Annotated in this window: 25 protein-coding genes and 2 tRNA genes; 25 read left to right on the top strand and 2 right to left on the bottom strand. The window is 69.2% G+C overall.

Annotated elements, in window-relative coordinates:
• Window positions 1–105: 105 nt before the first annotated feature.
• The 11 genes from ACIO1C_RS07625 (at window position 106) to ACIO1C_RS07675 (ending at window position 6,456) form a co-directional block, all read left to right on the top strand.
• Entirely contained in the window at window positions 106–435 is a 330-nt protein-coding gene (locus ACIO1C_RS07625) for a hypothetical protein (RefSeq protein ID WP_401859632.1), read from the top strand.
• Between the two features lie 4 nt (window positions 436–439).
• Complete coding sequence (locus ACIO1C_RS07630) at window positions 440–1,783, top strand: FtsK/SpoIIIE domain-containing protein (RefSeq protein WP_401859633.1); 1,344 nt, start codon at window positions 440–442, stop codon at window positions 1,781–1,783.
• Between the two features lie 84 nt (window positions 1,784–1,867).
• Complete coding sequence (locus tag ACIO1C_RS07635; RefSeq protein ID WP_401859634.1) at window positions 1,868–2,059, top strand: hypothetical protein; 192 nt, start codon at window positions 1,868–1,870, stop codon at window positions 2,057–2,059.
• A gap of 20 nt (window positions 2,060–2,079) precedes the next feature.
• Window positions 2,080–2,772, top strand: a complete 693-nt coding sequence (locus ACIO1C_RS07640; protein WP_401859635.1) for a DUF2637 domain-containing protein — start codon at window positions 2,080–2,082, stop codon at window positions 2,770–2,772.
• Window positions 2,773–2,787: 15 nt separating this feature from the next.
• Window positions 2,788–2,985: a mobile element transfer protein gene (locus ACIO1C_RS07645; protein WP_401859636.1), complete on the top strand. Its 198-nt coding sequence runs from the start codon at window positions 2,788–2,790 to the stop codon at window positions 2,983–2,985.
• Window positions 2,986–2,990: 5 nt separating this feature from the next.
• Entirely contained in the window at window positions 2,991–3,275 is a 285-nt protein-coding gene (locus tag ACIO1C_RS07650) for a hypothetical protein (RefSeq protein ID WP_401859637.1), read from the top strand.
• A gap of 89 nt (window positions 3,276–3,364) precedes the next feature.
• Complete coding sequence (locus ACIO1C_RS07655) at window positions 3,365–3,547, top strand: hypothetical protein (RefSeq protein WP_401859975.1); 183 nt, start codon at window positions 3,365–3,367, stop codon at window positions 3,545–3,547.
• Between the two features lie 5 nt (window positions 3,548–3,552).
• Window positions 3,553–3,723, top strand: a complete 171-nt coding sequence (locus ACIO1C_RS07660) for a hypothetical protein (RefSeq protein ID WP_401859638.1) — start codon at window positions 3,553–3,555, stop codon at window positions 3,721–3,723.
• Window positions 3,720–5,111: a replication initiator protein RepSA gene (gene repSA / locus ACIO1C_RS07665; RefSeq protein WP_401859639.1), complete on the top strand. Its 1,392-nt coding sequence runs from the start codon at window positions 3,720–3,722 to the stop codon at window positions 5,109–5,111. Before ACIO1C_RS07660 ends, repSA begins: the two co-directional genes overlap by 4 nt.
• A 2-nt stretch (window positions 5,112–5,113) precedes the next feature.
• Window positions 5,114–5,317, top strand: a complete 204-nt coding sequence (locus ACIO1C_RS07670) for an excisionase family DNA-binding protein (protein WP_401859640.1) — start codon at window positions 5,114–5,116, stop codon at window positions 5,315–5,317.
• Window positions 5,317–6,456, top strand: coding sequence for a tyrosine-type recombinase/integrase (locus tag ACIO1C_RS07675; protein WP_401859641.1), 1,140 nt, complete (start codon window positions 5,317–5,319; stop codon window positions 6,454–6,456). The genes ACIO1C_RS07670 and ACIO1C_RS07675 overlap by 1 nt, the downstream gene beginning before the upstream one ends.
• 72 nt (window positions 6,457–6,528) lie before the next feature.
• On the opposite strand, the gene ACIO1C_RS07680 is transcribed toward ACIO1C_RS07675, so the two are convergent.
• Window positions 6,529–6,602, bottom strand: a tRNA-Gly gene (locus tag ACIO1C_RS07680).
• A gap of 201 nt (window positions 6,603–6,803) precedes the next feature.
• On the opposite strand from ACIO1C_RS07680, the gene ACIO1C_RS07685 reads away from it, so the two are divergent.
• The 5 genes from ACIO1C_RS07685 to clpX all read left to right on the top strand — a co-directional run bounded on the left by ACIO1C_RS07685 (window position 6,804) and on the right by clpX (window position 11,712).
• Window positions 6,804–6,880 (top strand) — tRNA-Pro (locus ACIO1C_RS07685).
• Window positions 6,881–7,094: 214 nt separating this feature from the next.
• Window positions 7,095–8,525, top strand: a complete 1,431-nt coding sequence (tig, locus tag ACIO1C_RS07690; RefSeq protein ID WP_401859642.1) for a trigger factor — start codon at window positions 7,095–7,097, stop codon at window positions 8,523–8,525.
• Window positions 8,526–8,877: 352 nt separating this feature from the next.
• Window positions 8,878–9,483 (top strand): ATP-dependent Clp protease proteolytic subunit, encoded by a 606-nt coding sequence (locus ACIO1C_RS07695; RefSeq protein WP_327238704.1) that lies wholly within the window; start codon window positions 8,878–8,880, stop codon window positions 9,481–9,483.
• A gap of 59 nt (window positions 9,484–9,542) precedes the next feature.
• Window positions 9,543–10,232: an ATP-dependent Clp protease proteolytic subunit gene (locus ACIO1C_RS07700; protein WP_327236646.1), complete on the top strand. Its 690-nt coding sequence runs from the start codon at window positions 9,543–9,545 to the stop codon at window positions 10,230–10,232.
• Window positions 10,233–10,419: 187 nt separating this feature from the next.
• Window positions 10,420–11,712 (top strand): ATP-dependent Clp protease ATP-binding subunit ClpX, encoded by a 1,293-nt coding sequence (gene clpX, locus ACIO1C_RS07705; RefSeq protein ID WP_161311458.1) that lies wholly within the window; start codon window positions 10,420–10,422, stop codon window positions 11,710–11,712.
• A gap of 111 nt (window positions 11,713–11,823) precedes the next feature.
• On the opposite strand, the gene ACIO1C_RS07710 is transcribed toward clpX, so the two are convergent.
• Window positions 11,824–12,828, bottom strand: a complete 1,005-nt coding sequence (locus tag ACIO1C_RS07710) for a hypothetical protein (RefSeq protein WP_401859643.1) — start codon at window positions 12,826–12,828, stop codon at window positions 11,824–11,826.
• Between the two features lie 295 nt (window positions 12,829–13,123).
• Here ACIO1C_RS07710 and ACIO1C_RS07715 point away from each other — a divergent pair, with 295 nt between their 5' ends.
• The 9 genes from ACIO1C_RS07715 (at window position 13,124) to rodA (ending at window position 24,762) form a co-directional block, all read left to right on the top strand.
• The gene (locus tag ACIO1C_RS07715; protein WP_401859644.1) at window positions 13,124–15,748 is read left to right on the top strand and encodes a valine--tRNA ligase; all 2,625 of its coding nucleotides are present in this window, start codon (window positions 13,124–13,126) and stop codon (window positions 15,746–15,748) included.
• Window positions 15,749–15,829: 81 nt separating this feature from the next.
• Complete coding sequence (locus ACIO1C_RS07720) at window positions 15,830–17,344, top strand: bifunctional folylpolyglutamate synthase/dihydrofolate synthase (protein ID WP_401859645.1); 1,515 nt, start codon at window positions 15,830–15,832, stop codon at window positions 17,342–17,344.
• A 5-nt stretch (window positions 17,345–17,349) separates the two neighbouring features.
• Window positions 17,350–17,703, top strand: a complete 354-nt coding sequence (locus ACIO1C_RS07725) for a DUF4233 domain-containing protein (protein ID WP_401859647.1) — start codon at window positions 17,350–17,352, stop codon at window positions 17,701–17,703.
• Between the two features lie 190 nt (window positions 17,704–17,893).
• Window positions 17,894–18,307 carry a nucleoside-diphosphate kinase gene (gene ndk, locus ACIO1C_RS07730; RefSeq protein WP_401859649.1) on the top strand — a complete coding sequence of 138 codons (414 nt, stop codon included), beginning with the start codon at window positions 17,894–17,896 and terminating at the stop codon, window positions 18,305–18,307.
• A gap of 250 nt (window positions 18,308–18,557) precedes the next feature.
• On the top strand, window positions 18,558–19,577 hold the full coding sequence (locus ACIO1C_RS07735) for a rod shape-determining protein (RefSeq protein ID WP_401859977.1): 1,020 nt from the start codon (window positions 18,558–18,560) through the stop codon (window positions 19,575–19,577).
• A 174-nt stretch (window positions 19,578–19,751) separates the two neighbouring features.
• Window positions 19,752–20,705: a rod shape-determining protein MreC gene (gene mreC, locus ACIO1C_RS07740; RefSeq protein ID WP_401859651.1), complete on the top strand. Its 954-nt coding sequence runs from the start codon at window positions 19,752–19,754 to the stop codon at window positions 20,703–20,705.
• Between the two features lie 11 nt (window positions 20,706–20,716).
• Entirely contained in the window at window positions 20,717–21,391 is a 675-nt protein-coding gene (mreD, locus tag ACIO1C_RS07745; protein WP_401859653.1) for a rod shape-determining protein MreD, read from the top strand.
• Window positions 21,388–23,559 (top strand): penicillin-binding protein 2, encoded by a 2,172-nt coding sequence (mrdA, locus tag ACIO1C_RS07750; RefSeq protein ID WP_401859655.1) that lies wholly within the window; start codon window positions 21,388–21,390, stop codon window positions 23,557–23,559. The genes mreD and mrdA overlap by 4 nt, the downstream gene beginning before the upstream one ends.
• A gap of 3 nt (window positions 23,560–23,562) precedes the next feature.
• Window positions 23,563–24,762 carry a rod shape-determining protein RodA gene (gene rodA, locus ACIO1C_RS07755; RefSeq protein ID WP_401859657.1) on the top strand — a complete coding sequence of 400 codons (1,200 nt, stop codon included), beginning with the start codon at window positions 23,563–23,565 and terminating at the stop codon, window positions 24,760–24,762.
• Window positions 24,763–24,836: the final 74 nt, after the last annotated feature.

The following is a 24,836-nucleotide window of genomic DNA, read 5'->3' on the forward strand; positions in this document are numbered from 1 at the left end:
ATACTTGACCCGGCGTGCCGCGCCATGCTCAACTGGCTTAAGCCAGTAAGTGGCTCAAGCCAGTTGGCACGCTCGATTCGCGTGCCCTCGACTGAGGAGTGACGCATGCCGTCCTTCAAGATTGACGTTTCGACCGCCGTGGTGTTCGTGGCTACGGCGCCGGTGCCGAAGCTGGTCAACAAGCAGACCGGTGAGATCGCGGTGGATCGGGAGACCGGTGCTCAGCTCGCGACGGTGGGTCTGCTGATCTCGGACGAGGGGGAGGGGAACCTCTACCAGGTGACCGTGCCGAACACGGGCATCCCGGAGAAGCTGACCCCGGGGACGCCGGTGTCGGTGATCGGGCTCAAGGCGCGGGACTGGGAGAACGAGTTCAACGGGCAGAAGCGTCACGGCATCTCCTTCCGTGCGGTCGCGATCACGGCGGGGATCTGACGCCATGTCGGATCTGACCACGATCGCTGAGGTCACCGGGGCTGTAGCGGCTGCGGGTGGTCTCGGTTACGCGAGGGCTCGGGCGCCTCGGGTGTACTGGTCGCTGGTGGGCATGCCGCTCGCGATCGGCCGGTTCACGGTGACGTACGGCTCCACGATGGATGTGTGCGGGCTGACGGTGCAGCCTTCCCGGTTGCGGGCGTTCATGGTCCGCAACGTCGCCCGCCGCGATGTGCAGCCGGTCCCGCCGAAGGTCCGCCGCGTCCGGGGCACTTCGACTGGTCTGCTTGTGTCGCTGCGGCTTCCGGCCGGTCTGGAGCCTGCCGACGTGGCCGCCGCCTCGGAGCGGTTGCGGCACGCCTGGGGTGTCCACTCCGTCCACGTGGTGGAGGCCAGGCCGGGGGTTATCGAGCTGCGGATGACCGGGTACGACGTGCTGCGTCGGGTGCGGATGCCGCGCCGGGGCCCGTCGGGCGAGTTGGTGGTTGCGGTGGCGCTTCGGGAGGACGGGAGCGCGTTCGTCCGCGATTACCAGAAGATCCCGCACGCCCTGACCCTGGGTGCGAATCAGTCGGGCAAGTCGATGTATCAGCGCAACCTCATCGCCGGCCTGGCCAAACTCCCCGTCGGACTGATCGGCATCGACTGCAAGCGCGGTGTCGAGCAAGGGCGTTTCGCCTCCCGCCTCTCCGCCCTGGCCACCACACCGGACGAGGCGTCCGCGCTGCTGGATGCCCTGGTGGAAGAGATGGAGACGCGGTTCTCGCTGCTGAGTGAGCATCAGGTCTCGGACCTGTGGGAGCTGCCCAAGTCCGTACGGCCCGTTCCGCTGGTGGTCCTGGTGGACGAGGTGGCGGAGCTGTTCCTCACGGCCGCGAGGAAGGATGAGGAGCGGCGGGACCGGATGGTCATGCAGATGATCCGTCTCGGTCAGATGGCCCGCGCTGTCGGCATCTATCTGGAAATCTGCGGGCAGCGCTTCGGCTCCGACCTCGGCAAGGGCGCCACCACCCTGCGGGCTCAGCTCACCGGCCGTGTGATCCACCGGGTCAACGACAAGCAGACCGCCGAAATGGGCCTCGGGGACATCGCCCCCGACGCGGTCTCGGCCGTGACCACGATCGCCCCGGACCGCCCCGGCGTCGCGGTGGCTGGCGACTCGTCCGGCGGCTGGTCCCGCATCCGTACCCCCGAGATGACCCCGGCGGAAGCGGTGGCGATCTGCCGGGAGTACGCGCACCTCACCCCGCACCTCTCGGCCCTGGCCCCCTTCCGCCCGGCCGCCCCCGACGCGGTGGCCCCGGACCCCGCCCGGCCGCTCATCACCCCCCGGCCGGTCACCGAGTAACACCCCCTGCTCCACAGGTCGGCGCGGCCTTCTCGCGCCAGGTCCCTACCCCGCCCATGCCTGAAACCGGAAGGAATCACCGCCATGGCCCGGAAGACCACCACCCCTCGCACCACCCCGAAGACGGCGCCTGTCCCGCCTGCTGAGTGCGGGGTGTGCAAGGGCTCGGGACAGGTCGCCGTGAGCGTCCGCGTCGGCCGCAAGCACCGCAACGTCGGACAGCAGGAGGGCTTCTGCCTCGCCTGCTTCGGCACCGGCACCGCCGACAACTCCTGACCACACGGAAGGACCCTGTGATGACGAAGCAGGAAGCCGAACGGACCGCGATCCTCATTGCCGGGGTCGTGATCCTCGCGCTGACGGCGGTGGCGTTCTGGCTCTCCTACGCCCACCTCGCCGACGTCGCCAAGACCAACGGCCTCGCCGCCTCCAACGCCCGCACCTGGGCCTGGCCCGCCACACTGGACCTGTTCATCGTGGCCGGTGAAGTCCTCATGTTCCGGGCCGCACTGCGCGGTGTCACCGACTGGTGGGCCATCGGCCTGACCGTGGCCGGGTCGCTCGGCTCGATCGGCCTCAACGTCGCTGGCGTCGGCGCGGGCGCACCCCGCCTTCACTACGTCGTGGCCGCCGTACCGCCCTCGGCCGCGCTCCTCGCCTTCGGCGCGCTTATGCGACAGGTCCACAACCTCGTCACCCCGCCCGTCGCGGACGACATCCCCGCACCGCCGGCCGAACCGGACACGGAACCGGTGATGGAGATCGATGTCGAGCGGGTCTCCGAGCCTGCCCCCGAGGTCCCGGAGCTGCCCCCGGCGCCCCTGCCGGCCGCCACTCCGCCGGTGCCTCCCGCCCTGCTCGATCACGCCCGGAAGATCGCGGACGCACACCACACCGCAACCGGCAGCGTGATTGACCCCGGAACGCTGCGGGCCCGGCTCGGTGTCCCGCCGCAACTCGCTGACGCGATCGTCGCCCAACTCGCCTGACAAGGAGGGAAGTTCATGCCGCGTCCGAACCGCTTCCGGGACCTGCTGCGTATCGGTCCGGTCCAGGTCGGCACCCACACCGACGGCCGAGGGCGTACCAAGCACACCGCCGCCTGCACCGCCCCCGGCTGCGGGTTCTCCGTCGACTACCTGGACCGCTCCGCCGCCGAACTCGCCGCCCGCACCCACCACTGCCCCCCGGGAAAGGGGTGACCACCATGCGCTACCCCGAGGACCAGTTCAACGCCGGGCACATCCCGGCCGACCTGCTCGGACAGCTCCCGCCCGGCACCGACCCGAAACAGATCGTCATCGTCCGGGCCGCACCGCGCAACTACACCGGACCCATCCTGCTCACGGTCACGATCACCGGCGGAATCGCCCTGATCATCCTCATGATCGCCCTCATCCTGCACGTCGCCGCCGCCGCGACGGTCGCCGTTCTCTCGGCCACCGGCGGCGTGGGCCTCACCCTCAAGCGCTCCTCGCACCGCAGCAAGTAGCAGCCCCCGGGGCGGCCTCTGTCGCCAAACTTCCGCCGCCCCGGGCGCCCACCCATCCCGATCCGAAGACCCGGAAGGACCCACCCATGATGCCCCAGCACAGCCCTGCCCGGACGCGCCTTTGCCCGGACTGTGACGGCTTCCCCACCGTCGCCATCACCACCGGCACCCGCACCCCGGACGGCTCCCGCCAGACGATCACCGTGGCCTGCCGGACCTGCCACGGCACCGGCCACACCACCATCCCCGCCCTCGTCCGCGTCGGCCGGTGACTGCCATGGCCTTCCTGAACTGGCGCTCGTCCGAGCACTTCGACCACACCGGCGACAAGCCCTGCGTCCTCTGCGGCACGCCGACCCCGCTCCGCTCCGACCGTGGCAAGCCCGTCCACAAGGTCTGCGCCGAGAACTGGATCGACGCCAACACCCCGCCGGAGGAGAGCAAGTGAGCGACTCCGCCACCCTGGCGGGCCTGGACTCGACCACCCTGGGAGATCTCCTGAGGGTGGCCGGGTCCACTGGCTTCGACCGCTGGCAAGACCAGATCCGCCGCACCGGAGGATGCGCCGACCCCATCCACCTCTCCGGCGGGACCAAGACCATCGACCCCGCCACCGGCACCGTCCTCCACGCCTTCACCACCGACACCGAACCCGGCGGCCGGCTCCGCGTCGCCTGCGGCAACCGGCGGGCCTCACGCTGCCCCTCCTGCGCCTGGACCTACGCCGGCGACACCTACCACCTCATCCGCGCCGGACTCACCGGCGACCCCGCCAAAGGCACCCCCCACACCGTCCGCAACCACCCCCGCGTCTTCGCCACCCTCACCGCCCCCAGCTTCGGCCCCGTCCACAACCGACCCACCTCCGGGCGCTGCCGCTGCGGCACCCAACACCTTGACGGAGCAACCGAGCTGGGGACCGCACTGGACCCCGGGACGTACGACTACGCCGGGGCGGTGCTGTGGAACAACCACGCCGGGCACCTGTGGCGCTACGTCACCATCTACCTCCCGCGTGAGCTTGCCGCCCGCGTCGGCATCACCCAGAAGGCGTTACGCGAACGCCTTCGGGTCTCCTACGGCAAGGTCGCGGAGTACCAGAAGCGCGGTGCGATCCACTTTCACGCGGTGATCCGCTTCGACGGACCTGACGGACCGGACTCCCCGCCGCCGGCCTGGGCCACCCTCGACCTGCTCACCGACGGACTGCGCGCCGCCGCCGCCCGCGCCGAGATCGCCCTCCCGGCCGCCGGCGACCACCCGGCCCGCGTCCTGCGCTGGGGCACACAGCTCGACGTCCAGCCCATCGGCGCGTTCGGCAACGGCGAAGACCTCACCGAACAGGCCGTTGCCTCCTACGTCGCCAAGTACGCCACCAAAGCCGCCGAGACCACCGGCACCGTCGACCGCCGCATCGGGGAACTCGCCGAACTCGACAAACTCCCCGACCTGCCGGATCACACGCGCCGCCTGATCCGGGCGTGCTGGGACCTCGACGCCGCCTACCCCGACCGCCGCCTGTGGGCCTGGGCGCACATGCTCGGCTTCCGGGGCCACTTCTCCACGAAATCCCGGCGCTACTCCACCACCCTCGGCGCCCTCCGACAGGTCCGCGCCGACTACCGCGCCCACCAACAACGCAACGCACTCGGCCTGCCCAACCCCGACGACCACCCCGAAGCCACCACGCTCACGGTCGCCCACTGGGCCTACGCCGGCCACGGCCACACCCCCGGCGAATCCTGGCTCGCCGCCAACATCCACCGCGACATCCAAGCCAACCGCGAGATCGTCCGCGAGGTACGGGCCGGACTCCAAGACGAGGGGGAGTGGTGAGCATGTCTGACCGACTGCTGACCGTCGAACAGGTCGCCGAACTGCTCGGCACTACTGTCCGGTTCCCCCGGCGGCTGATCGAGGAACGACGGATCGAGTACGTCAAGGTGGGTCGACACGTTCGGATCTCGGAGAGCGTCGTCGCGACGTTCATCGCGTCCAACACGGTCCGGCCTACCTCCCGACGGCTGCGGGCGGTGGCCTGATGGCAGCGAAGAAGCGATCGTTCGGCCGTGTACGCAAGCTGGCATCTGGGCGGTACCAGGCTCGTTACCTTGGTGCTGACGGCGTGGACCGTCCCGCCCCGTCAACCTTCCGCACGAAGCGCGACGCTGATGACTGGCTGGCTGAGCGACAGGCCGAACTGCGGATCGGTGACTGGTTCGATCCGGACGCGGGCAAGGTCGATTTCGGCACATACGCCGCCACATGGATCACGGAACGGGGCATCAGCGCCTCGACGGCGGATCTGTACCGCTCGCTGCTGCGGAACCACCTCGTTCCGACATTCGGCAAGGTGGCCGTGGCGGACATCACGGCGGCCATGGTGAGGGCCTGGCGGGTCGCTCGACTGGGTTCCGGGGTCGGTCCGTCAACGGTGGCGAAGGCGTACGCGCTCCTGCGCGCGATCCTGATGACGGCCGTTGAGGACCGCCTGATCCGACGCAACCCCTGTCGGATCAAGGGCGCCAGTTCGGCACACACGCCCGAGCGGCCTACGGCGACCGTTCAGGAGGTCTACGCGGTCGCCGCTGCGATCCAGCCCCGCTATCGAGCCTTGGTCCTCCTGGCGGCCTTCTCAGGGCTTCGCTGGGGAGAACTCGTCGGCCTGCGCAGGCGTGATCTGGACCTGGCGGGGGGCACCCTCCGGGTCCGGCGGAATGTCGCCGAACTGCACAGCGGCAAGCGGCTGATCAAGGAGCCCAAGAGCGCGGCCGGCAAGCGCACTGTGGCGGTTCCGGCAGTGATCGCGGGGGACCTGTCCACGCATCTCGCGATCTACTCGGAGCACGGCGCGGACGGCCAGGTCTTCATCGGCGCCAAGGGGGCGACTCCCCGCCGGAATCACTTCAATCGGCTGTGGCGCAAGGCGTGTGAAGAGGCGGGGATCAAGGGCTTGCACTTCCATGATCTTCGGCACACCGGCAATACCTTGGCGGCGGCCACCGGGGCGAGTACGCGTGAGCTGATGACGAGAATGGGCCACAGTACGGCTCGCGCCGCGCTGGTCTACCAGCACGCGACGGCTGAGCGTGAGCGGCTGATCGGCAACGCGGTGAGTGCCGCTGTCGAGCAGGCTCGGAAGCAGGAGTCCGGCCCGGACGGGCACGTGGCGGGCACATAGCCCGGATCGCGGATCGAGAACGGCGCAGGGCCAGTTTCGGAGGACGTGCCTCTGACCTGGCCCTGAGTCATGTGGAGCGGGCGACGGGAATCGAACCCGCGTAGCTAGTTTGGAAGACTAGGGCTCTACCATTGAGCTACGCCCGCACAGCGAGCGCCGCCGGTCGAACGACCGCGGCACGAACAGCATCGTAGCGGGTCACCGCCGCTCCCCGCACATCACTTGGCACCGGTGCGGCGCATCCCTCGCGGTCACCCGTCCCGTCACCCCTTCCCGCCACCTCCCCGTCACCGCGCCGGGAAAGGCGAACGGAGCGCCTTCGGGCATGTACCCTACGTGTCGCACCACGGGGTGTGGCGCAGCTTGGTAGCGCGTCCGCTTTGGGAGCGGAAGGTCGTCGGTTCGAATCCGGCCACCCCGACCAGTAGCCCGGCCGCCCGTGGCCCGACCGCACGGACAAGCACGATCACGATCGCGTTGTGGGGCTCTTCCCGCTTGCGGTTACTATGCAAGCTGCGTGCCTGTGTGTCTGAAGAGTCTCTGAAGGATCTGACGAAGCCGGGCCGAATCCGCTGTGGCCGCCGCGAGTGCGGCGGAGACAGCAGAACCCCAGAATCAGCCACCAAGGAGACCGAACCGTGAAGAGCGCCGTGGAGACCCTGAACCCGACTCGGGTTCGGCTCACAGTCGAGGTGCCCTTCGAGGAGCTCAAGGACAGCCTCGACGCGGCGTACAAGAAGATCAACCAGCAGGTCACGGTGAAGGGCTTCCGCAAGGGCAAGATCCCGGCCCGGGTCATCGACCAGCGGTTCGGCCGTGGTGCTGTGCTGGAGGAGGCCGTCAACGACGCCCTCCCGAAGTTCTACACCGAGGCCGTCAACGAAGGTGAGCTGAACGTCCTCGGCCAGCCCGAGGTCGACATCACCGAGCTCAAGGACGGCGAGCTGCTGTCCTTCACCGCCGAGGTGGACATCCGCCCCGAGATCGAGATCCCGGACTACTCCGGCATCGAGGTCACCGTGGACGCGGTCGAGGTCACCGACGAGGACGTCGACAAGTCGGTCGAGCAGCTGCGCGACCGCTTCGCGACGACCAACGTGGTCGAGCGCGCCGCCGCCGAGGGCGACGTCGTGTCGATCGACCTGGAGGCCAAGGTCGACGGCGAGGTGCTGCCGGACGGCGTGGCCAGCGAGGTGTCGTACACCATCGGTTCCGGCGAGCTGCTCGACGGCATCGACGAAGCCGTGATCGGCCTGGAGGCCGGCGGCGAGGCCACCTTCACCTCCGAGTTGAAGGGCGGCGCCGCCGAGGGCCAGCCCGCCGAGGTCACCGTCAAGGTCCTCTCGGTCTCCGCCCGCGAGCTTCCCGAGCTGGACGACGACTTCGCCCAGACGGCGAGCGAGTTCGACACCCTCGAAGAGCTCAAGGCGGACAGCCGCAAGCGCCTCGAGAACATGAAGCAGTACGACCAGGCCACCCAGGCGCAGGAGCGGGTCCTCGAAGAGCTGCTGAAGCTCGCCGAGGTGCCGATCCCGGAGAAGCTGCTCGCGGACGAGATCAACACCCGCAAGCACAACCTGGAGCACCACCAGCTCGGTCAGATGGGCCTCGACCTCGCGAAGTACCTGGAGATCCAGGGCAAGACCGAGGAGGAGTTCGAGGAGGAGACCAAGGACCAGGCGGTCAAGGGGATCAAGACCCAGTTCATCCTCGACGAGCTGGTGAACAAGGAGAAGCTGAACGTCAGCCAGGAGGAGCTCACCGAGCACCTCATGCGCCGCGCGCAGTCCTCCGGCATGTCCCCGGACCAGTTCGCCCAGGCGGTTGTCGAAGGCGGCCAGGTCCCGATGCTCGTCGGCGAGGTCGCCCGCGGCAAGGCGCTCGCCGTGGTGGTCGAGTCGGCGAAGGTCATCGACACCAACGGTGAGGCCGTCGAGCTGGACGACGACGAAGACGAGGCTGCCGAGGCTGCCGAAGGCGCCGAGACCGCCGAAGCCGTCGAGACGGCCGCCGCCGACCAGGGCGACGACGAGGGCAAGGCCGAGAAGGCCGGCAAGACCGACGCCTGATCCGCCCCGCAGGCCGCACTGAGGACGGGCCCCGGACGCGACACGCGCCCGGGGCCCGCCCCTTCCGCCGGGCGGACACCCACCACCGCCGCCCCGGAGCGCCCCTGACGGCCCCCGGAGAACCCCGGCGGCACGGCGGAGGGTCGGGCGTGCCCCAGGCCCTCTCAGGGCCGTACGGAGCCCCAACTGCCTTGCGCTCCCAGCGAACAGTCACGGAAGCGGGATGGCCCTCGCCGACCAGCGCGTTAGGGTCCATGAATACGAGGGCAGGGGAGTCCCCCGACCCTCGGAACGAAGACGCTGAGACGGCCGCAGCCGTCAGAGACGAGCAGGTGGATACGTGACGAATCTGATGCCTTACGCCGCCGGTGAGCCGTCCCTCGGTGGTGGCCTCGGCGACCAGGTCTACAGCCGACTGCTCGGAGAGCGGATCATCTTCCTCGGCCAGCAGGTCGACGACGACATCGCCAACAAGATCACGGCGCAGCTCCTCCTCCTGGCGGCCGAGCCCGAGAAGGACATCTACCTCTACATCAACAGCCCGGGTGGATCCGTGACGGCCGGCATGGCCGTCTACGACACCATGCAGTACATCCCCAACGACGTGGTGACCATCGGCATGGGCATGGCGGCCTCCATGGGCCAGTTCCTGCTGACCGGCGGCACGGCCGGCAAGCGCTTCGCGCTGCCCAACACGGACATCCTCATGCACCAGGGTTCCGCGGGCCTCGGGGGCACCGCCTCCGACATCAAGATCCAGGCCCAGCAGCTCCTCCGTACGAAGAAGCGCATGGCCGAGATCACGGCCCGCCACACCGGCCAGACCGAAGAGGCGATCATCCGCGACGGTGACCGCGACCGCTGGTTCACCGCCGAGGAGGCCGTGGCCTACGGCATCATCGACGAGATCATCACCGCCGCTTCGCACGTTCCGGGCGGCGGCGGCACCGGGGCCTGAGCCCCACGGCCCCCGCCCCGGACCAGCCCCCGCAGCCCCGCCCAGCGAACGCCATCAGGATGGTGAACACCCACATGAACAACAATCCCGCGAGTTACTCCGCGAGCGGCCTCTACACCGGCCCGCAGGTGGACAACCGCTACGTCATCCCGCGCTTCGTGGAGCGCACCTCGCAGGGCGTGCGCGAGTACGACCCGTACGCGAAGCTCTTCGAGGAGCGCGTGATCTTCCTCGGCGTGCAGATCGACGACGCGTCCGCCAACGACGTCATGGCGCAGCTCCTGTGCCTGGAGTCGATGGACCCGGACCGGGACATCTCGATCTACATCAACAGCCCCGGCGGCTCGATGACGGCCCTCACGGCCATCTACGACACGATGCAGTTCGTGAAGCCGGACATCCAGACCGTGTGCATGGGACAGGCCGCCTCCGCCGCCGCCGTGCTGCTCGCCGCCGGCACCCCCGGCAAGCGACTGGCCCTCCCGAACGCGCGCGTGCTGATCCACCAGCCGTCCAGCCAGACCGGCCGCGAGCAGCTCTCCGACCTGGAGATCGCGGCCAACGAAATCCTCCGGATGCGCGCGCAGCTGGAAGACATGCTGGCCAAGCACTCGACGACGCCGATCGAGAAGGTCCGCGACGACATCGAGCGCGACAAGATCCTCACCGCCGACGACGCACTCGCGTACGGCCTGGTCGACCAGATCGTGTCGACCCGCAAGACGACGGCCGCTGCCGCGGCCGCCTGAGGCTCCCGGCGCCCTCGGCGCGGGTCGCACGGGTCATGATCGGACACCGCGGACGGTACGGCGGAGTCCCACGACCTTGTGAACCGCGCCAAGGGGGGCCCGAACGGGGGCCCGGGCAAGGTACCGTCGGATATGAGGCACAGGAGCCGCTGAACCAAGCTGCTCCCAGGCGAAGGGGAAGCACCTCGTGGCACGCATCGGTGATGGCGGCGACCTGCTCAAGTGCTCGTTCTGCGGGAAGAGCCAGAAGCAGGTGAAGAAGCTCATCGCAGGTCCCGGTGTCTACATCTGCGACGAGTGCATCGACCTCTGCAACGAGATCATCGAGGAGGAGCTGGCGGAGACCTCCGAGGTGCGGTGGGAGGAACTGCCCAAGCCTCGTGAGATCTACGAGTTCCTGGAGGGGTACGTCGTCGGGCAGGAGCCCGCGAAGAAGGCCCTCTCGGTAGCGGTCTACAACCACTACAAGCGCGTCCAGGCCGGTGAGAACGGCGGCGGGGCGGGCCGCGACGACGCGATCGAGCTCGCGAAGTCCAACATCCTGCTGCTGGGCCCCACGGGCTCGGGCAAGACGCTGCTGGCCCAGACGCTGGCGCGCATGCTGAACGTCCCGTTCGCCATCGCCGACGCGACGGCGCTGACGGAGGCCGGCTACGTCGGCGAGGACGTCGAGAACATCCTGCTGAAGCTGATCCAGGCGGCCGACTACGACGTCAAGAAGGCCGAGACCGGGATCATCTACATCGACGAGATCGACAAGGTCGCCCGCAAGAGCGAGAACCCGTCGATCACGCGTGACGTCTCGGGCGAGGGCGTCCAGCAGGCCCTGCTGAAGATCCTGGAAGGCACGACGGCCTCGGTCCCGCCGCAGGGCGGCCGTAAGCACCCTCACCAGGAATTCATTCAGATCGACACCACGAACGTCCTGTTCATCGTGGGCGGCGCGTTCTCGGGCCTGGAACGGATCATCGAGTCGCGGGCCGGCGCGAAGGGCATCGGCTTCGGTGCCACGATCCGCTCGAAGCGCGAGATCGAGGCGAGCGACCAGTTCCAGGAGGTCATGCCGGAGGACCTGGTGAAGTTCGGGATGATCCCCGAATTCATCGGCCGCCTGCCGGTCCTGACCTCGGTGCACAACCTGGACCGCGAGGCGCTCCTCCAGATCCTGGTCGAGCCGCGCAACGCGCTGGTGAAGCAGTACCAGCGCCTCTTCGAACTCGACGGCGTGGAGCTGGACTTCGACCGCCCGTCGCTGGAGGCGATCGCCGACCAGGCGATCCTGCGCGGCACGGGGGCGCGGGGGTTGCGCGCCATCATGGAAGAGGTCCTCCAGTCGGTGATGTACGACGTCCCGTCCCGCAAGGACGTGGCGCGCGTGGTCATCACGGAGGACGTGGTCCTCTCGCACGTGAACCCGACGCTGGTCCCGCGGGAGCCGCGCATCGTCAAGAACGACGGCCGCCACGAGAAGTCCGCGTAACGGCTGACGCCGCGCAACGGCCGACGCGCAAGAGCGGCCATCCAGTACACGACAGGGGCGCCCGACCGGTTCACACCGGCTCGGGCGCCCCTGTCATGTGGCGGAAGTCCGTCAGAGCTTGACACGCACGTCGTCGCGCAGCTTGGCGGCGATGTCGGCGGCGTCCTTGAGAGGCGCGCTCTTGCCGGTCACCGCGTTCGCCACCTCGACATAGGTGACGGACGCGACGGTGCTGTGGTCGCCCCAGATGCACATCGGGAAGGAGATCTCCGCGGGCCCGCCGGCGGCGTCGCCGGAGTCGCTGGTCTTCACCTTGATCTCCTGGCACTTCATGACCGCGTTGTCGAGCCCGGCCGGCGTGAACGCCTTGGGGCTGCCGACGAGCGTGCCGATGGAGCTGGTGTCCGCGTCCTTCTCGGACTGCGTCTTCAGGTACGCGAACATCGCGTCGACGGTCTTCTCGGGGTCGGCGATCTCACCGTAGGCGCCGCTGAACGTCAGCACCTTGCCGGCCAGCGGGTTCGCCTCGTCGCCCGACTTGTAACTGGCGCTCGCGTCCTTGGCGTTCTTGACGCCCCACGTCTCGGCGTCCTTGAGGTCGCTCTCGCTCATGCCGGTGTCGCCGCTCTGGGCCTTGTCCTTCTTGTACGTTCCGCCGATCACGCTCTCCGGGGCGGTGAGCTTGTGCGCCCCGTCGTCGGCGACGGAGCCCCCGCCCCCGCCGCCGTCCCGCGTCACGAAGTACGCGCCCCCGGCTATCACCGCGAGAGCCACCACGACCACCCCGATGATCAGCCCGGTCCGCTTCTTGGGCGCGGCACCCGGAGGGGGCGGGAACGGGCCTCCTCCGTACGGAGGCTGCTGCGGTGGCTGCCCGTACGGCCCCGGCTGCTGTCCGGGCTGCCCGTACGGACCGGGCTGCTGTCCCGGCTGCTGCGGGTAGCCGTACCCCGGCTGGGGCTCGCCCTGCGGCGGCACACCGGGCTGCTGCGGGTAACCGTAGCCGGGCTGCGGCGGACCCTGCGGCGGCTGCTGGCCGTAGGGACCCGGCTGACCGTACGGTCCTGGCTGCTGAGGCTGCTGCCCACCGTACGGGCCCGGCTGGTTGTAGCTCATGTGATCTGTCCCCTCCAGATGCTTTATGCGATACGAACATCCTGACGGAAGGGTCACCCCTGAGGATCGCCGGGGGCGGCACCGTTACGGAACATCTCGTTTCAGGACAGGGCTGTGACACCTTAGACCGGCCGGGACTTGGGGGGTGGGTGAAGGAGCGAGGTCGGGTGCGTGCAGCTGCAAGGCGGAGGATTGAGGCATGGCGGAGCCATGGTGATTGACGACAACGCCGCAGATGCGCGCACCCGACCTCGTGACGCCGCCCCCCAAGTCCCGGCCGGTCTAAACTGGGCCCGTGACCGAGAACGCTCAGCACCCGCAGCCCGCCAGCACCCCCGAACTGCCGACCCAGTACGCGCCGGCCGAGGTGGAGGGGAAACTGTACGAGCGCTGGGTAGAACGCGGTTACTTCGAAGCGGACGCGAAGAGCGAGAAGCCTCCGTACACGATTGTCATTCCGCCGCCGAACGTCACGGGCAGCCTGCACCTCGGGCATGCCTTCGAGCACACGATCATCGACGCCCTGACCCGCCGTAAGCGGATGCAGGGGTACGAGACGCTGTGGCAGCCCGGCATGGACCACGCCGGTATCGCCACGCAGAACGTCGTCGAACGTGAGCTGGCGAAAGAGGGCAAGTCCCGGCAGGACCTGGGCCGTGAGGCGTTCGTCGAGCGGGTCTGGCAGTGGAAGGAAGAGTCCGGCGGCCAGATCTCCGGGCAGATGCGGCGGCTCGGTGACGGCGTCGCCTGGTCCCGTGAGCGGTTCACGATGGACGAGGGACTGTCCGAGTCCGTCCAGACCATCTTCAAGCGGCTGTTCGACGACGGGCTGATCTACCGCGCCGAGCGGATCATCAACTGGTGTCCGCGCTGCCTCACCGCGATCTCCGACATCGAGGTCGAGTACCAGGACGACGACGGTGAACTCGTCTCCATCAAGTACGGCGAGGGCGACGAGACACTTGTTGTCGCGACCACCCGCGCCGAGACGATGCTCGGTGACACGGCCGTCGCGGTCCACCCGGACGACGAGCGGTACGCGCACCTCGTCGGCAAGCGGATCAGGCTGCCGCTGACCGACCGTACGATCCCGGTCGTCGCCGACACACACGTCGACCCCGAGTTCGGCACCGGCGCGGTCAAGGTCACCCCGGCCCACGACCCGAACGACTTCGAGATCGGCCGGCGGCACGATCTGCCGAACATCACGGTCATGGACGAGCGGGCCGTCATCACCGTCCCCGGGCCCTTCCAGGGACTTGACCGGTTCGAGGCGCGCTCGGCCATCGTCGCGGCCCTGCGCGCGGACGGCCGGATCGTCGCGGAGAAGCGCCCGTACGTCCACTCCGTCGGCCACTGCTCGCGGTGCAAGACGACCGTCGAGCCCCGCCTCTCCCTCCAGTGGTGGGTCAAGGTCGCCACACTCGCCAAGGCGGCCGGCGACGCGGTCCGCGACGGACGCGTCGCGATCCACCCGAAGGAGATGGAGTCCCGCTACTTCGCCTGGGTCGACGACCTCAGGGACTGGAACATCTCGCGGCAGCTGTGGTGGGGCCACCGGATCCCGGTCTGGCACGGCCCCGACGGCGAGACGGTCTGCGTCGGCCCGGACGAGGAGCCGCCGACGGGTGAGGGCTGGACCCAGGACACCGACGTCCTGGACACCTGGTTCTCGTCCGCCCTCTGGCCGTTCTCGACGCTCGGCTGGCCCGAACAGACCCCGAGCCTGGAGAAGTTCTACCCGAACTCGGTTCTTGTCACGGGTTACGACATCCTCTTCTTCTGGGTCGCCCGGATGATGCTGTTCGGCCTGTACGCGATGGACGGCACCCCCCCGTTCCACACCATCGCGCTGCACGGCATGGTCCGTGACCAGTTCGGCAAGAAGATGTCCAAGTCCTTCGGCAACGCGGTCAATCCGCTGGACTGGATGGACAAGTACGGCTCCGACGCGGTCCGTTTCACGCTCGCACGCGGTGCCAACCCCGGTGTCGACGTGCCGATCGGCGAGGACTGGGTCCAGGGCTCCCGCAACTTCGCGAACAAGATCTGGAACGCCACCCGCTTCGCGATGATGAACGGCGCGACGGTCGAAGGCCCGCTGCCGGCGCCCGAGCAGCAGTCGGCCACCGACCGCTGGATCCTGTCGCGGCTCGGCGCGACGGTCGCCCAGGTCGACGCCTACTACGACGACTATCAGTTCGCGAAGCTCTCGGACACCCTGTTCCACTTCGCCTGGGACGAGGTCTTCGACTGGTACGTCGAGCTGTCCAAGACCACCTTCTTCGAGGGCGGCGAGCAGGCCAAGGTCTCCGGGCGGGTCCTCGGTGAGGTCCTCGACGTGACCCTGCGCCTCCTGCACCCCGTCGTCCCCTTCGTCACCGAGACGCTGTGGACGACGCTCACCGGCAAGGAGTCGGTGGTCATCGCCGACTGGCCGGCCGACAGCGGGTTCCGTGACCCGGCCGCCGAGCGGGAGATCGAGCACCTCCAGCAGGTGATCACCGAGGTCCGCCGCTTCCGCGCCGACCAGGGTCTCCAGCCCGGCCAGAAGGTCCCGGCCCGCCTCGACCTGTCCGGTACGTCGCTCGCCGCGCACGAGGCGGCCATCCGGCAGGTGCTCCGGCTCCAGCCGGAGGGCGACGGGTTCCACGCGACCGCGACCCTGCCGGTCGCGGGCGCGACGGTGGGCCTCGACCTGTCCGGCACGATCGACGTCGAGGCCGAGCACAAGCGGCTGACGAAGGACCTGGGCGCGGCCGAGAAGGAGAAGGCGCAGGCGACGGCCAAGCTGGGCAACGAGGCGTTCCTGGCGAAGGCGCCGGACAACGTCGTGGACAAGATCCGTACGCGCCTGGCCAAGGCCGAGGCGGACATCGAGCGGATCACCGCGCAGATCGCGAGCCTGCCGCAGGGCTGACAGGCACACATCCCGCTCGCCGGACGGGTCGAAATCGGCCCGTCCGGCGGACGGGGACGGCGCGCTCCGTAGACTGGGCGTGTGAGTGAGCACCGTCCTTCCGACCAGCCCGGCGAGTACGACGAGTTTGACGAGATCGTCGGCGCCGAGACAGACCGAGACCCCGACCTCGCCGTGATCGCGGCCGGCAGCCGCACCCTGCGCGCCCAGGCCGGGCCGCAGCGGGGTGACGAGGTGCCGTCCCGTCCCGAGGACCCCGAGGTGGACAAGGCCCTGCGCGCCGTCGAGCAGGAGCTCGCCGGGCGGTGGGGGGAGACGAAGCTAGACCCCTCGCTCGCGCGGATCGAGGCCCTGATGGACGTGCTGGGCGACCCCCAGCGCGCGTACCCGACGATCCACATCACCGGCACCAACGGCAAGACGTCCACCGCGCGCATGATCGAGGCGCTGCTCGGCGCGTTCGAGCTGCGGACGGGGCGGTACACGAGCCCGCACGTCCAGTCCGTCACCGAGCGGATCAGCCTGGACGGCGCGCCGATCCCCGCCGAGCGTTTCGTGGAGACGTACGACGACATCAAGGCGTTCGTCGAGCTGGTCGACGCGGCGCAGGAGCACCGGCTGTCGTTCTTCGAGGTGCTGACGGGCATGGCGTACGCCGCGTTCGCGGACGCGCCGGTGGACGTGGCGGTCATCGAGGTCGGCATGGGCGGCAGCTGGGACGCGACCAACGTCATCGACGCGTCGGTGGCCGTCGTCACCCCCGTCGACCTGGACCACACGGACCGGCTCGGGTCGACGCCCGGCGAGATCGCCGTGGAGAAGTCCGGGATCATCAAGGCGGGCGCGACGGTCGTCCTCGCGCAGCAGCCGGTGGACGCGGCGCAGGTGATGCTCAAGAAGGCCGCCGAGGTCGACGCGACCGTGGCCCGCGAGGGCCTGGAGTTCGGGATCGTCGCCCGGGAGATCGCGGTCGGCGGTCAGCTGCTGACGCTGCGCGGCCTCGGGGGCGAGTACGAGCAGGTGTTCCTCCCGCTGTACGGCGCCCACCAGGCGCACAACGCGGCGGTGGCGCTGACGGCAGTGGAGGCGTTCTTCGGGGTCGGCGCCGAGCACGCGCGCCCGCTGGACATGGACACGGTCCGCAAGGCGTTCGCGTCGGTCTCCTCCCCGGGTCGGCTGGAGGTGATGCGGCGTTCGCCCACGGTGGTGCTGGACGCGGCGCACAACCCGGCGGGCGCGCGGGCGGCGGCCGACGGCATCACCGAGTCCTTCGGGTTCAGCCGGCTGATCGGGGTGGTCGGGTCGAGCGAGGGCAAGGACGTGCGCGGGGTGCTCGAAGCGCTGGAGCCGATCTGTACGGAGCTGGTGGTCACGCAGAACTCCAGCCACCGCGCGATGGACGTGGACGAGCTGGCCGCGGTCGCCGTCGAGGTGTTCGGCGACGAGCGGGTGGTGGTCGAGGCGCGGCTGGACGACGCGCTGGAGGCGGCGATCACGCTCGCCGAGGACGACGCGGAGTTCGCCGGGGCCGGTGTTCTGGTGACGGGTTCGGTCATCACGGTGGGCGAGGCCCGGCTGCTTCTGGGAAGGCGCTGAATTCGATGCGTACGCTGTGTGCGTCCACTCTGATCGCTGAATTCTTCGTCATCGGATTTGCCGGACTGGTCGCGATGAAGTCGGGCGATCTGTCGACGGGAGCGGTCTGGACGGTCTGCGGGGTCGCGATGCTCCTGTCCGTTCTGCTCTGCGGCCTGATCACCCGCCCCGGTGGCGTGGCGCTCGGCTGGGCGTTCCACGTGGCGCTGATCGCCGGCGGAGTGGTGGTCCCGGTGATGTTCGTCCTCGGCCCGGTTTTCACCGCGCTGTGGTGGGCGTCGGTCCATTACGGCCGGGTCATCGACGAGACGAAGGCACGGTGGGCCGCCCAGGCGGAATCGGGCGCGGAAGCGCGTTAGGGCCGCTGTCAGTGGCGTCTGTTTCACTCTGTGTGGCACCCGGACCTCTTCCCCGCCGCTGCGGGGGTGTTCCGCCCGACGCCGTCCGCCGAGGACTGGTCGGTGAGCCGAGGTCCGGGTGCCGCGGGCCCGGCGGCGGGCGGTAACCTCGCAGCACCGCTCGTATATATGCCCGCAAGGAGCCGCACACATGACCCAGCGCACTCTCGTCCTGCTCAAGCCGGATGCTGTCGAGAGAAGCCTTGTCGGCGAGATCATCGGCCGTATCGAGCGCAAGGCCGGCTGGACCATCGCCGCGCTGGAGCTGCGCACGCTCGACCACGAGACGCTGGAGCAGCACTACGGCGAGCACAAGGGCCGGCCCTTCTACGAGCCGCTGGTCGAGTTCATGGCCTCGGGCCCGGTTGTCGCACTGGTGGTCGAGGGCGAGCGGGTCATCGAAGGCGTCCGCGCCCTCGCGGGCCCGACTGACCCGATCGCCGCAGCGCCGGGGTCCATCCGGGGGGACTTCGGCACGATTGTCCGGGAGAATCTCATCCACGCTTCGGACTCCGAAGAGTCCGCCATTCGGGAACTGAAGCTTTTCTTCCCCGGACTTTCCTGACCGCGTGTCAGCCAAACGGCCGTGAAGCCCTGGGGCGACCGAAGGAATTCGGTCGCCCTGCGGCATATGCGAGCCGATTCCGGGAACGCAATGGTGCGAAACATCGTCACCTTTACTGAGGTGGGCCACCGCGCCGTCAGCGTGCGGGCGGCACTACGATGAGCCCAAGCCACAGCACCCACCTCGCCCTCCTGAAAAGCCGTCAAAGGCTTCGTTCGGGAAGGCCAGACGCATCCTCATGGGGAACAACATGTCGTTCATCGGCCGTGACATGGCTGTCGACCTCGGGACCGCCAACACGCTGGTGTACGTCAGAGGCCGGGGGATCGTCCTCAACGAGCCGTCCGTCGTCGCCATCAACACCAACACGGGCGGCATTCTCGCGGTCGGCGCCGAAGCGAAGAAGATGATCGGCCGGACGCCGGGCAACATCGTTGCCGTCCGGCCACTGAAGGACGGTGTCATCGCCGACTTCGAGATCACCGAGCGCATGCTGCGGTACTTCATCCTGAAGATCCACAAGCGCCGCTATCTGGCCCGCCCGCGAGTGGTCGTCTGTGTGCCCTCGGGCATCACGGGCGTCGAGCGCCGTGCGGTCATCGAGGCATCCACCCAGGCGGGCGCACGCCAGGTGCACATCATCGAGGAGCCGATGGCCGCGGCCATCGGCGCCGGACTCCCTGTCCATGAGGCCACGGGCAACATGGTCGTCGACATCGGCGGTGGCACCACAGAGGTCGCCGTCATCTCGCTCGGCGGGATCGTCACAGCGCAGTCCATCCGGGTCGCCGGGGACGAGCTGGACAACGCGATCATCCAGCACATCAAGAAGGAGTACTCCCTCCTTCTCGGTGAGCGGACCGCCGAGAGCATCAAGATCACCATCGGTTCCGCGTACGACCTCGACAAGGACGAGCACACCGAGATCCGCGGCCGGGACCTCGTCTCCGGGCTTCCGAAGACCGTGGTCATCTCCGCGGCCGAGGTGCGCAAGGCCATCGAGGAACCGGTCAACGCGATCGTCGACGCCGTGAAGACGACGCTCGACAAGTGCCCGCCCGAGCTGTCGGGCGATGTGATGGACCGCGGGATCGTGCTCACCGGTGGCGGCGCCCTGCTGCGCGGCCTCGACGAGCGGCTGCGCCGGGAGACCGGCATGCCCATCCACATCGCCGAGAACCCGCTGGACTCCGTCGCGCTCGGATCCGGCAAGTGCGTCGAGGAGTTCGAGGCGCTCCAGCAGGTCCTGGACGCCCAGCCGCGCCGCTGATCACACCGCGCCGCACGCGCGCGTCCCCCCGGCCCCCTCGCGGGTCCGGGGGTTCCCGCGGCGGGAGCCCGCTTCTCCCCGTACGGCGGCTCGTTGACCAAGCGGATCACCGACCCAGCTGATCGTTGACACACAGGCACAACCATTCCTACGAGGAAGGCACGGCCGCCGCACGTGAGGGACACAAAGGAGAGCCGGCTGCTCCTGGTGCTGCTGATCGCCATCGCGTTCGCACTGATCACGGTGGACATCCGCGGGGGTGAGGAATCCCCGGTCGACGGCGCGCGGCAGGCAGCCGCCTCCGTCTTCGGCCCCGTCGAGAACGGTGTCGCCTCCGCGGTCGACCCGGTCGGCAACGCCATCGGAGCCGTACGGGACTCCGGCGAGCGCCATGACCGCATCGCCGCGCTCCAGCAGGAGAACACCGCGCTCAAGCAGAAGCTCGGCAGTGACGACCGCAACCGCAGCCGGGTGCGCGAGCTGGACAACATGCTCAAGAAGGCGGGCACCGGCCAGTACGGCATCAAGGGCGCCGAGGTCATCGCCATAGGAGCGGCCCAGGGCTTCTCCTGGACCGTGACCATCGACGCCGGAGCCAACGACGGCATCCGCCGCGACATGACCGTACTCAACGGGGACGGACTGGTCGGCCGCGTCACCACCGTGGGCCCCGGCACCGCGACCGTACTGCTCGCCAACGACCCGGACTTCACCGTCGGCACCCGGATGGAGAAGTCCGACGAACTGGGCTTCGCCACCGGGCAGGGCGACCGCCCGCTCGCCGTCCAGCTGCTCAACGGCAAGGCCAAGGTCAGGACCGGCGACCGGCTGGTGACCTTCGGTTCCAGCAAGGACAAGCCCTTCGTGCCCGGCGTCCCGGTCGGCACGGTCGTGCGCGTGGACCCGTCCGGCGGGGACCTCACCCGGACCGTGTACGTACGCCCGTTCGTCGGCTTCACCAAGCTCGACATCGTCGGCGTTGTCGTCCAGGCGCCCAGGGAGGACCCGCGGGACACCGTCCTGCCGGCCAAGCCGAAGCCCACCCCCACCCCCACCGTCACCGTCACGGTCACCCCGTCGCCGACCGCAGGCGCCGACGCGGGGCAGATTGTCGACGAGCAGAGGTAGAGCTGATCCCCATGCGCTTCAACCGGATGCTGCTCTCGGCCACGCTGGTCGTGGTAGCCCTGGTCATCCAGGTGACCGTCCTCGCCCGGCTCCAGCTTCCCGGCGCCGTCCCCGACCTGATGCTCCTCGTCGTGCTCGCCCTGGCGTTCGTGTACGGGCATGTCGGCGGCGCCCTCATCGGGTTCTTCGCGGGGCTGCTCGCGGACCTGGCCCCGCCCGCCGACCACGCCGCGGGACGCTACGCGCTGGTGCTCTGCGTCATCGGCTACCTGGCGGGCCTGGCCCGTCCCGAGAACGGCCAGATCAGGTCGGCGCTCGGCCCGATGGCCGTGGTCGTCGGCGCGGCCGTCGGCTCGACGCTGCTGTACGCGGGCGTCGGCGCCCTCGTCGGTGACAACGCGGCCCGCCATGTGGGCCTCGTCAGCCTGCTGTTCACCGCGGCCGTCTACGACCTGCTGCTCGCGCCGTTCACCGTGCCGCTCATCATGTGGCTGGCCAGACGCGCCGACAACGATCCGCTCTCCGAGGCACAGAGCGCCGGGGGCGGCGGCGGTGACGTCGCGGCCGGCTGGCTCACCACCGGTACGGGACTCAAGATCGGGAGCCAGCGCGGCGGGCTGCGGGTCAAGGCCGCCCGCAACCGCGCCGCCCGCGCGGGCCGTATCAAGGGGGTGAAGCGCCTGTGAGCAACATCCCGGAGACGGGCCGGACCCCCCGGGTCAAGATCCGGCTGATCGTCATTCAGGTCCTCGTGTTCTCCCTGCTGCTCACGCTCGGCGGCCGGCTCTGGTACCTCCAGGTGCGCAACGGCCAGGAGTACACGGACGAGGCGAAGAACAACCACGTCCAGCAGGTCGTCGAGCCGGCCGTGCGCGGTTCGATCCTGGACACGCGCGGGGTGCCGCTCGCGGACAACGAGACCCGGCTGGTCGTCTCGGCCAGCCGTACCGAACTGATGAAGATGCGGGACGACGGCAAGGCGGTCCTGGCCCGGCTCGCGGACGTTCTCGGGGTCAAGCCCAAGGACGTGACCGACAAGGTCAGGCTGTGCGACGCGAAGACGCCGCAGCCGTGTTGGAACGGTTCGCCCTACCAGCCGATCCCGGTGACCGACGAGGCCACCACCCAGCAGGCCCTCCAGATCCGCGAGCGCACGGAGGACTTCCCCGGCATCACCGCCGAGCCCACGGCCGTCCGCCGCTACGCCGCGCCGGGACTCGCCAACACCTCGCAGGTGCTCGGCTACCTCTCACCCGTCACCGACGAGGAGATCACCAAGGCGCAGGACACCCTCTCGCCGTACCTGCGCTCGGACCAGGTGGGCCGCTCGGGACTGGAGCGCACGTACGACCGGGAGCTGCGCGGCAAGGCGGGCGTGACCCGCTACGAGGTCGACAACCTGGGCCGGGTCATCGGCCGGGCCATGAGCGACGCGGCGCGGCCCGGCGCCAACGTGGTCACCTCCGTGGACGCGCGTGTGCAGGCCGTCGCCGAGTACGAACTCCACAACGCGATGAAGACCGCCCGCAAGGAGATCGACCGCAACACCGGCGTGAACTACAAGGCGGACTCCGGTGCCGTGGTGGTGATGGAGGCGAAGACCGGCCGGGTGGTGGCGATGGCCTCGCAGCCGACGTACGACCCGAACGCGTGGGTCGGGGGCATCTCGGCGAAGGACTACGCCAAGCTGACCGGCAAGAAGTCGAACTTCCCGCTGCTGAACCGGGCGATCCAGGGCCAGGCCGCCCCCGGGTCCATCTTCAAGGTCATCTCCTCGACGGCCGCCGTCAACGCCGGGTACGACTTCAACGGCAGCTACCCCTGCCCCAGTTCGTACTCCGTCGGCGGGCAGGTCTTCAAGAACTTCGAGTCCCAGGGCTACGGCAGCATCACCATCGGCAAGGCCCTGGAGGTCTCCTGCGACACCGTCTACTACGGGATCGCGCACAAGGAGTGGCAGAAGGACGGGGGGATGAAGCCGAAGAAGAACCCCGGCGACTGGTTCTACAAGACCGCCCACCAGTTCGGCCTGGGCAAGGAGACCGGCATCGACCTCCCCAACGAGGTCACCGGGCGGGTGCCCGACCGGCAGTGGAAGAAGAACTTCTGGAAGGCCAACAAGGCCTCCTGGTGCGAGCAGGGCAAGAAGGGCGGCACGTACGTGGAGCAGATCGCGTACGAAGGCTGCCTCGAAGGTGACCGGATGCGCGCGGGTGACTCGGTGAACTACTCGATCGGCCAGGGCGACACGCTCGTCACCCCGATCCAGATGGCGACCATCTACTCGGCCATCTCCAACGGAGGCACGCTCTTCAACCCCACCGTCGGCAAGGCGATCATCAGCGCCGACGGCAAGCGGGTCGAGGAGATCGCCCCCAAGGCGCACGGCAGGCTGCCGTTCGACCGGAAGACGCGCGACGAGATCGACGAGGCGCTGGCGGGCGTGGCGACGCGCGGTTCGGCCGCCTGGCGGTTCGGCGGCTGGCCGCAGAAACAGATCCCGATGCACGCCAAGACCGGTACCGCCGAGGTCTACGGCAAGCAGACGACCTCGTGGTTCGCCTCGTACACCAAGGACTACACGATCGTGATGACGATCTCCCAGGGTGGTACGGGATCCGGCGCCTCCGGTCCCGCCGTCCGCAAGATCTACGAGGCGATGTACGGGCTGGACCTGAAGGGCAAGCAGAACCTGAAGAAGGCGCTGATGCCCCAGCCCGCCACCGCCCTGCCGAAGATCGGGCCCGACGGCGCGATCGACGCCCCGAAGGTCAGGCCGTACATGCCGGAGAAGCCTCCGGCCGACACCCAGGTGGTCGCCGGCGGCGCCGCCCCGCACGTCCGGAGGGACTGAGCGATGGCCGGTACAAGTGGCTTCTCGGTCTCCGGCTACGGTCCGGAACGGAGTACGTGGGCGCGGCTCGCGGCCCGTGACTCGATGGCGCGGCGGCTGGACTGGCCGCTGATGTTCTCGGCGATCGCCCTGTCCCTGCTGGGCTCCCTGCTGGTCTGGTCGGCGACCAGGAACCGTACGGCGCTCAACCACGGCGACCCGTACTACTTCCTCTTCCGGCACCTGCTGAACACCGGCATAGGGTTCGCCCTCATGATCGCCACGATCTGGCTGGGCCACCGCACCCTGCGGGGCGCGGTCCCGGTGCTCTACGGCCTGTCGGTCCTGCTGGTGATACTGGTCCTCACCCCGCTCGGCGCGACCATCAACGGCGCCCACGCGTGGATCGTCATCGGCGGCGGCTTCTCGCTCCAGCCGTCGGAGTTCGTGAAGATCACGATCATCCTGGGCATGGCGATGATGCTGGCGGCCCGGGTCGACGCGGGGGACCAGCTGCATCCCGACCACCGGACGGTCGCCAAGGCGCTGGGCCTCGCCGTCCTCCCCATGGCGATCGTCATGCTGATGCCGGACCTCGGGTCGGTCATGGTCATGGCCGTCATCGTGCTCGGCGTCCTGCTCGCCTCCGGCGCGTCCAACCGCTGGATCTTCGGCCTGGTCGGGGCGGGGGTGATCGGCGCGGTCGCGATCGCCGCGCTCGGGGTGCTCGACGAGTACCAGATCAACCGCTTCGCGGCCTTCGCCAACCCGGAGCTGGACCCGGCGGGCGTCGGCTACAACACCAATCAGGCGCGCATCGCCATCGGCTCGGGCGGCCTGACCGGGACGGGGCTCTTCAAGGGCTCGCAGACCACCGGGCAGTTCGTGCCCGAGCAGCAGACGGACTTCGTCTTCACGGTCGCCGGCGAGGAGCTGGGCTTCGTGGGGGCGGGGCTGATCCTGCTGCTGCTGGGTGTGGTGCTGTGGCGCGCGTGCCGGATCGCCCGCGAGACGACCGAGCTGTACGGGACGGTCGTGGCGGCCGGGATCATCGCGTGGTTCGCGTTCCAGTCGTTCGAGAACGTCGGGATGACCCTCGGGATCATGCCGGTGGCGGGGCTCCCGCTGCCCTTCGTGTCCTACGGAGGAACGTCGATGTTCGCGGTCTGGATCGCGGTGGGGCTGCTCCAGTCGATCCGGGTACAGAGACCGATGAGCGCGTGAGTGAGTGTGTAAGTGGCGCCGGACGGGCTTTTCCGGCCCGTCCGGCGGTTGAGGGCGTTTTTGCCGGATAGGTT

Origin of the sequence: Streptomyces sp. NPDC087420 (genome assembly GCF_044744165.1) — a bacterium.
In the GTDB taxonomy this organism is placed as follows: Bacteria; Actinomycetota; Actinomycetes; order Streptomycetales; family Streptomycetaceae; genus Streptomyces.

Excerpts from the sequence above, each read along its gene's own strand:
- ACIO1C_RS07700 (WP_327236646.1), top strand. The coding sequence starts at position 9,543 with ATGGTGAACACCCACATGAACAACAATCCCGCGAGTTACTCCGCGAGC.
- ndk (WP_401859649.1), top strand. The coding sequence starts at position 17,894 with ATGACCCAGCGCACTCTCGTCCTGCTCAAGCCGGATGCTGTCGAGAGA.
- ACIO1C_RS07645 (WP_401859636.1), top strand. The coding sequence starts at position 2,788 with ATGCCGCGTCCGAACCGCTTCCGGGACCTGCTGCGTATCGGTCCGGTC.
- ACIO1C_RS07655 (WP_401859975.1), top strand. The coding sequence starts at position 3,365 with ATGCCCCAGCACAGCCCTGCCCGGACGCGCCTTTGCCCGGACTGTGAC.
- ACIO1C_RS07735 (WP_401859977.1), top strand. The coding sequence starts at position 18,558 with ATGTCGTTCATCGGCCGTGACATGGCTGTCGACCTCGGGACCGCCAAC.
- ACIO1C_RS07660 (WP_401859638.1), top strand. The coding sequence starts at position 3,553 with ATGGCCTTCCTGAACTGGCGCTCGTCCGAGCACTTCGACCACACCGGC.
- ACIO1C_RS07640 (WP_401859635.1), top strand. The coding sequence starts at position 2,080 with ATGACGAAGCAGGAAGCCGAACGGACCGCGATCCTCATTGCCGGGGTC.
- ACIO1C_RS07630 (WP_401859633.1), top strand. The coding sequence starts at position 440 with ATGTCGGATCTGACCACGATCGCTGAGGTCACCGGGGCTGTAGCGGCT.
- ACIO1C_RS07650 (WP_401859637.1), top strand. The coding sequence starts at position 2,991 with ATGCGCTACCCCGAGGACCAGTTCAACGCCGGGCACATCCCGGCCGAC.
- ACIO1C_RS07675 (WP_401859641.1), top strand. The coding sequence starts at position 5,317 with ATGGCAGCGAAGAAGCGATCGTTCGGCCGTGTACGCAAGCTGGCATCT.
- mreD (WP_401859653.1), top strand. The coding sequence starts at position 20,717 with ATGCGCTTCAACCGGATGCTGCTCTCGGCCACGCTGGTCGTGGTAGCC.
- ACIO1C_RS07670 (WP_401859640.1), top strand. The coding sequence starts at position 5,114 with ATGTCTGACCGACTGCTGACCGTCGAACAGGTCGCCGAACTGCTCGGC.
- ACIO1C_RS07635 (WP_401859634.1), top strand. The coding sequence starts at position 1,868 with ATGGCCCGGAAGACCACCACCCCTCGCACCACCCCGAAGACGGCGCCT.
- rodA (WP_401859657.1), top strand. The coding sequence starts at position 23,563 with ATGGCCGGTACAAGTGGCTTCTCGGTCTCCGGCTACGGTCCGGAACGG.
- ACIO1C_RS07725 (WP_401859647.1), top strand. The coding sequence starts at position 17,350 with ATGCGTACGCTGTGTGCGTCCACTCTGATCGCTGAATTCTTCGTCATC.
- ACIO1C_RS07625 (WP_401859632.1), top strand. The coding sequence starts at position 106 with ATGCCGTCCTTCAAGATTGACGTTTCGACCGCCGTGGTGTTCGTGGCT.
- ACIO1C_RS07695 (WP_327238704.1), top strand. The coding sequence starts at position 8,878 with ATGCCTTACGCCGCCGGTGAGCCGTCCCTCGGTGGTGGCCTCGGCGAC.
- ACIO1C_RS07710 (WP_401859643.1), bottom strand. The coding sequence starts at position 12,828 with ATGAGCTACAACCAGCCGGGCCCGTACGGTGGGCAGCAGCCTCAGCAG.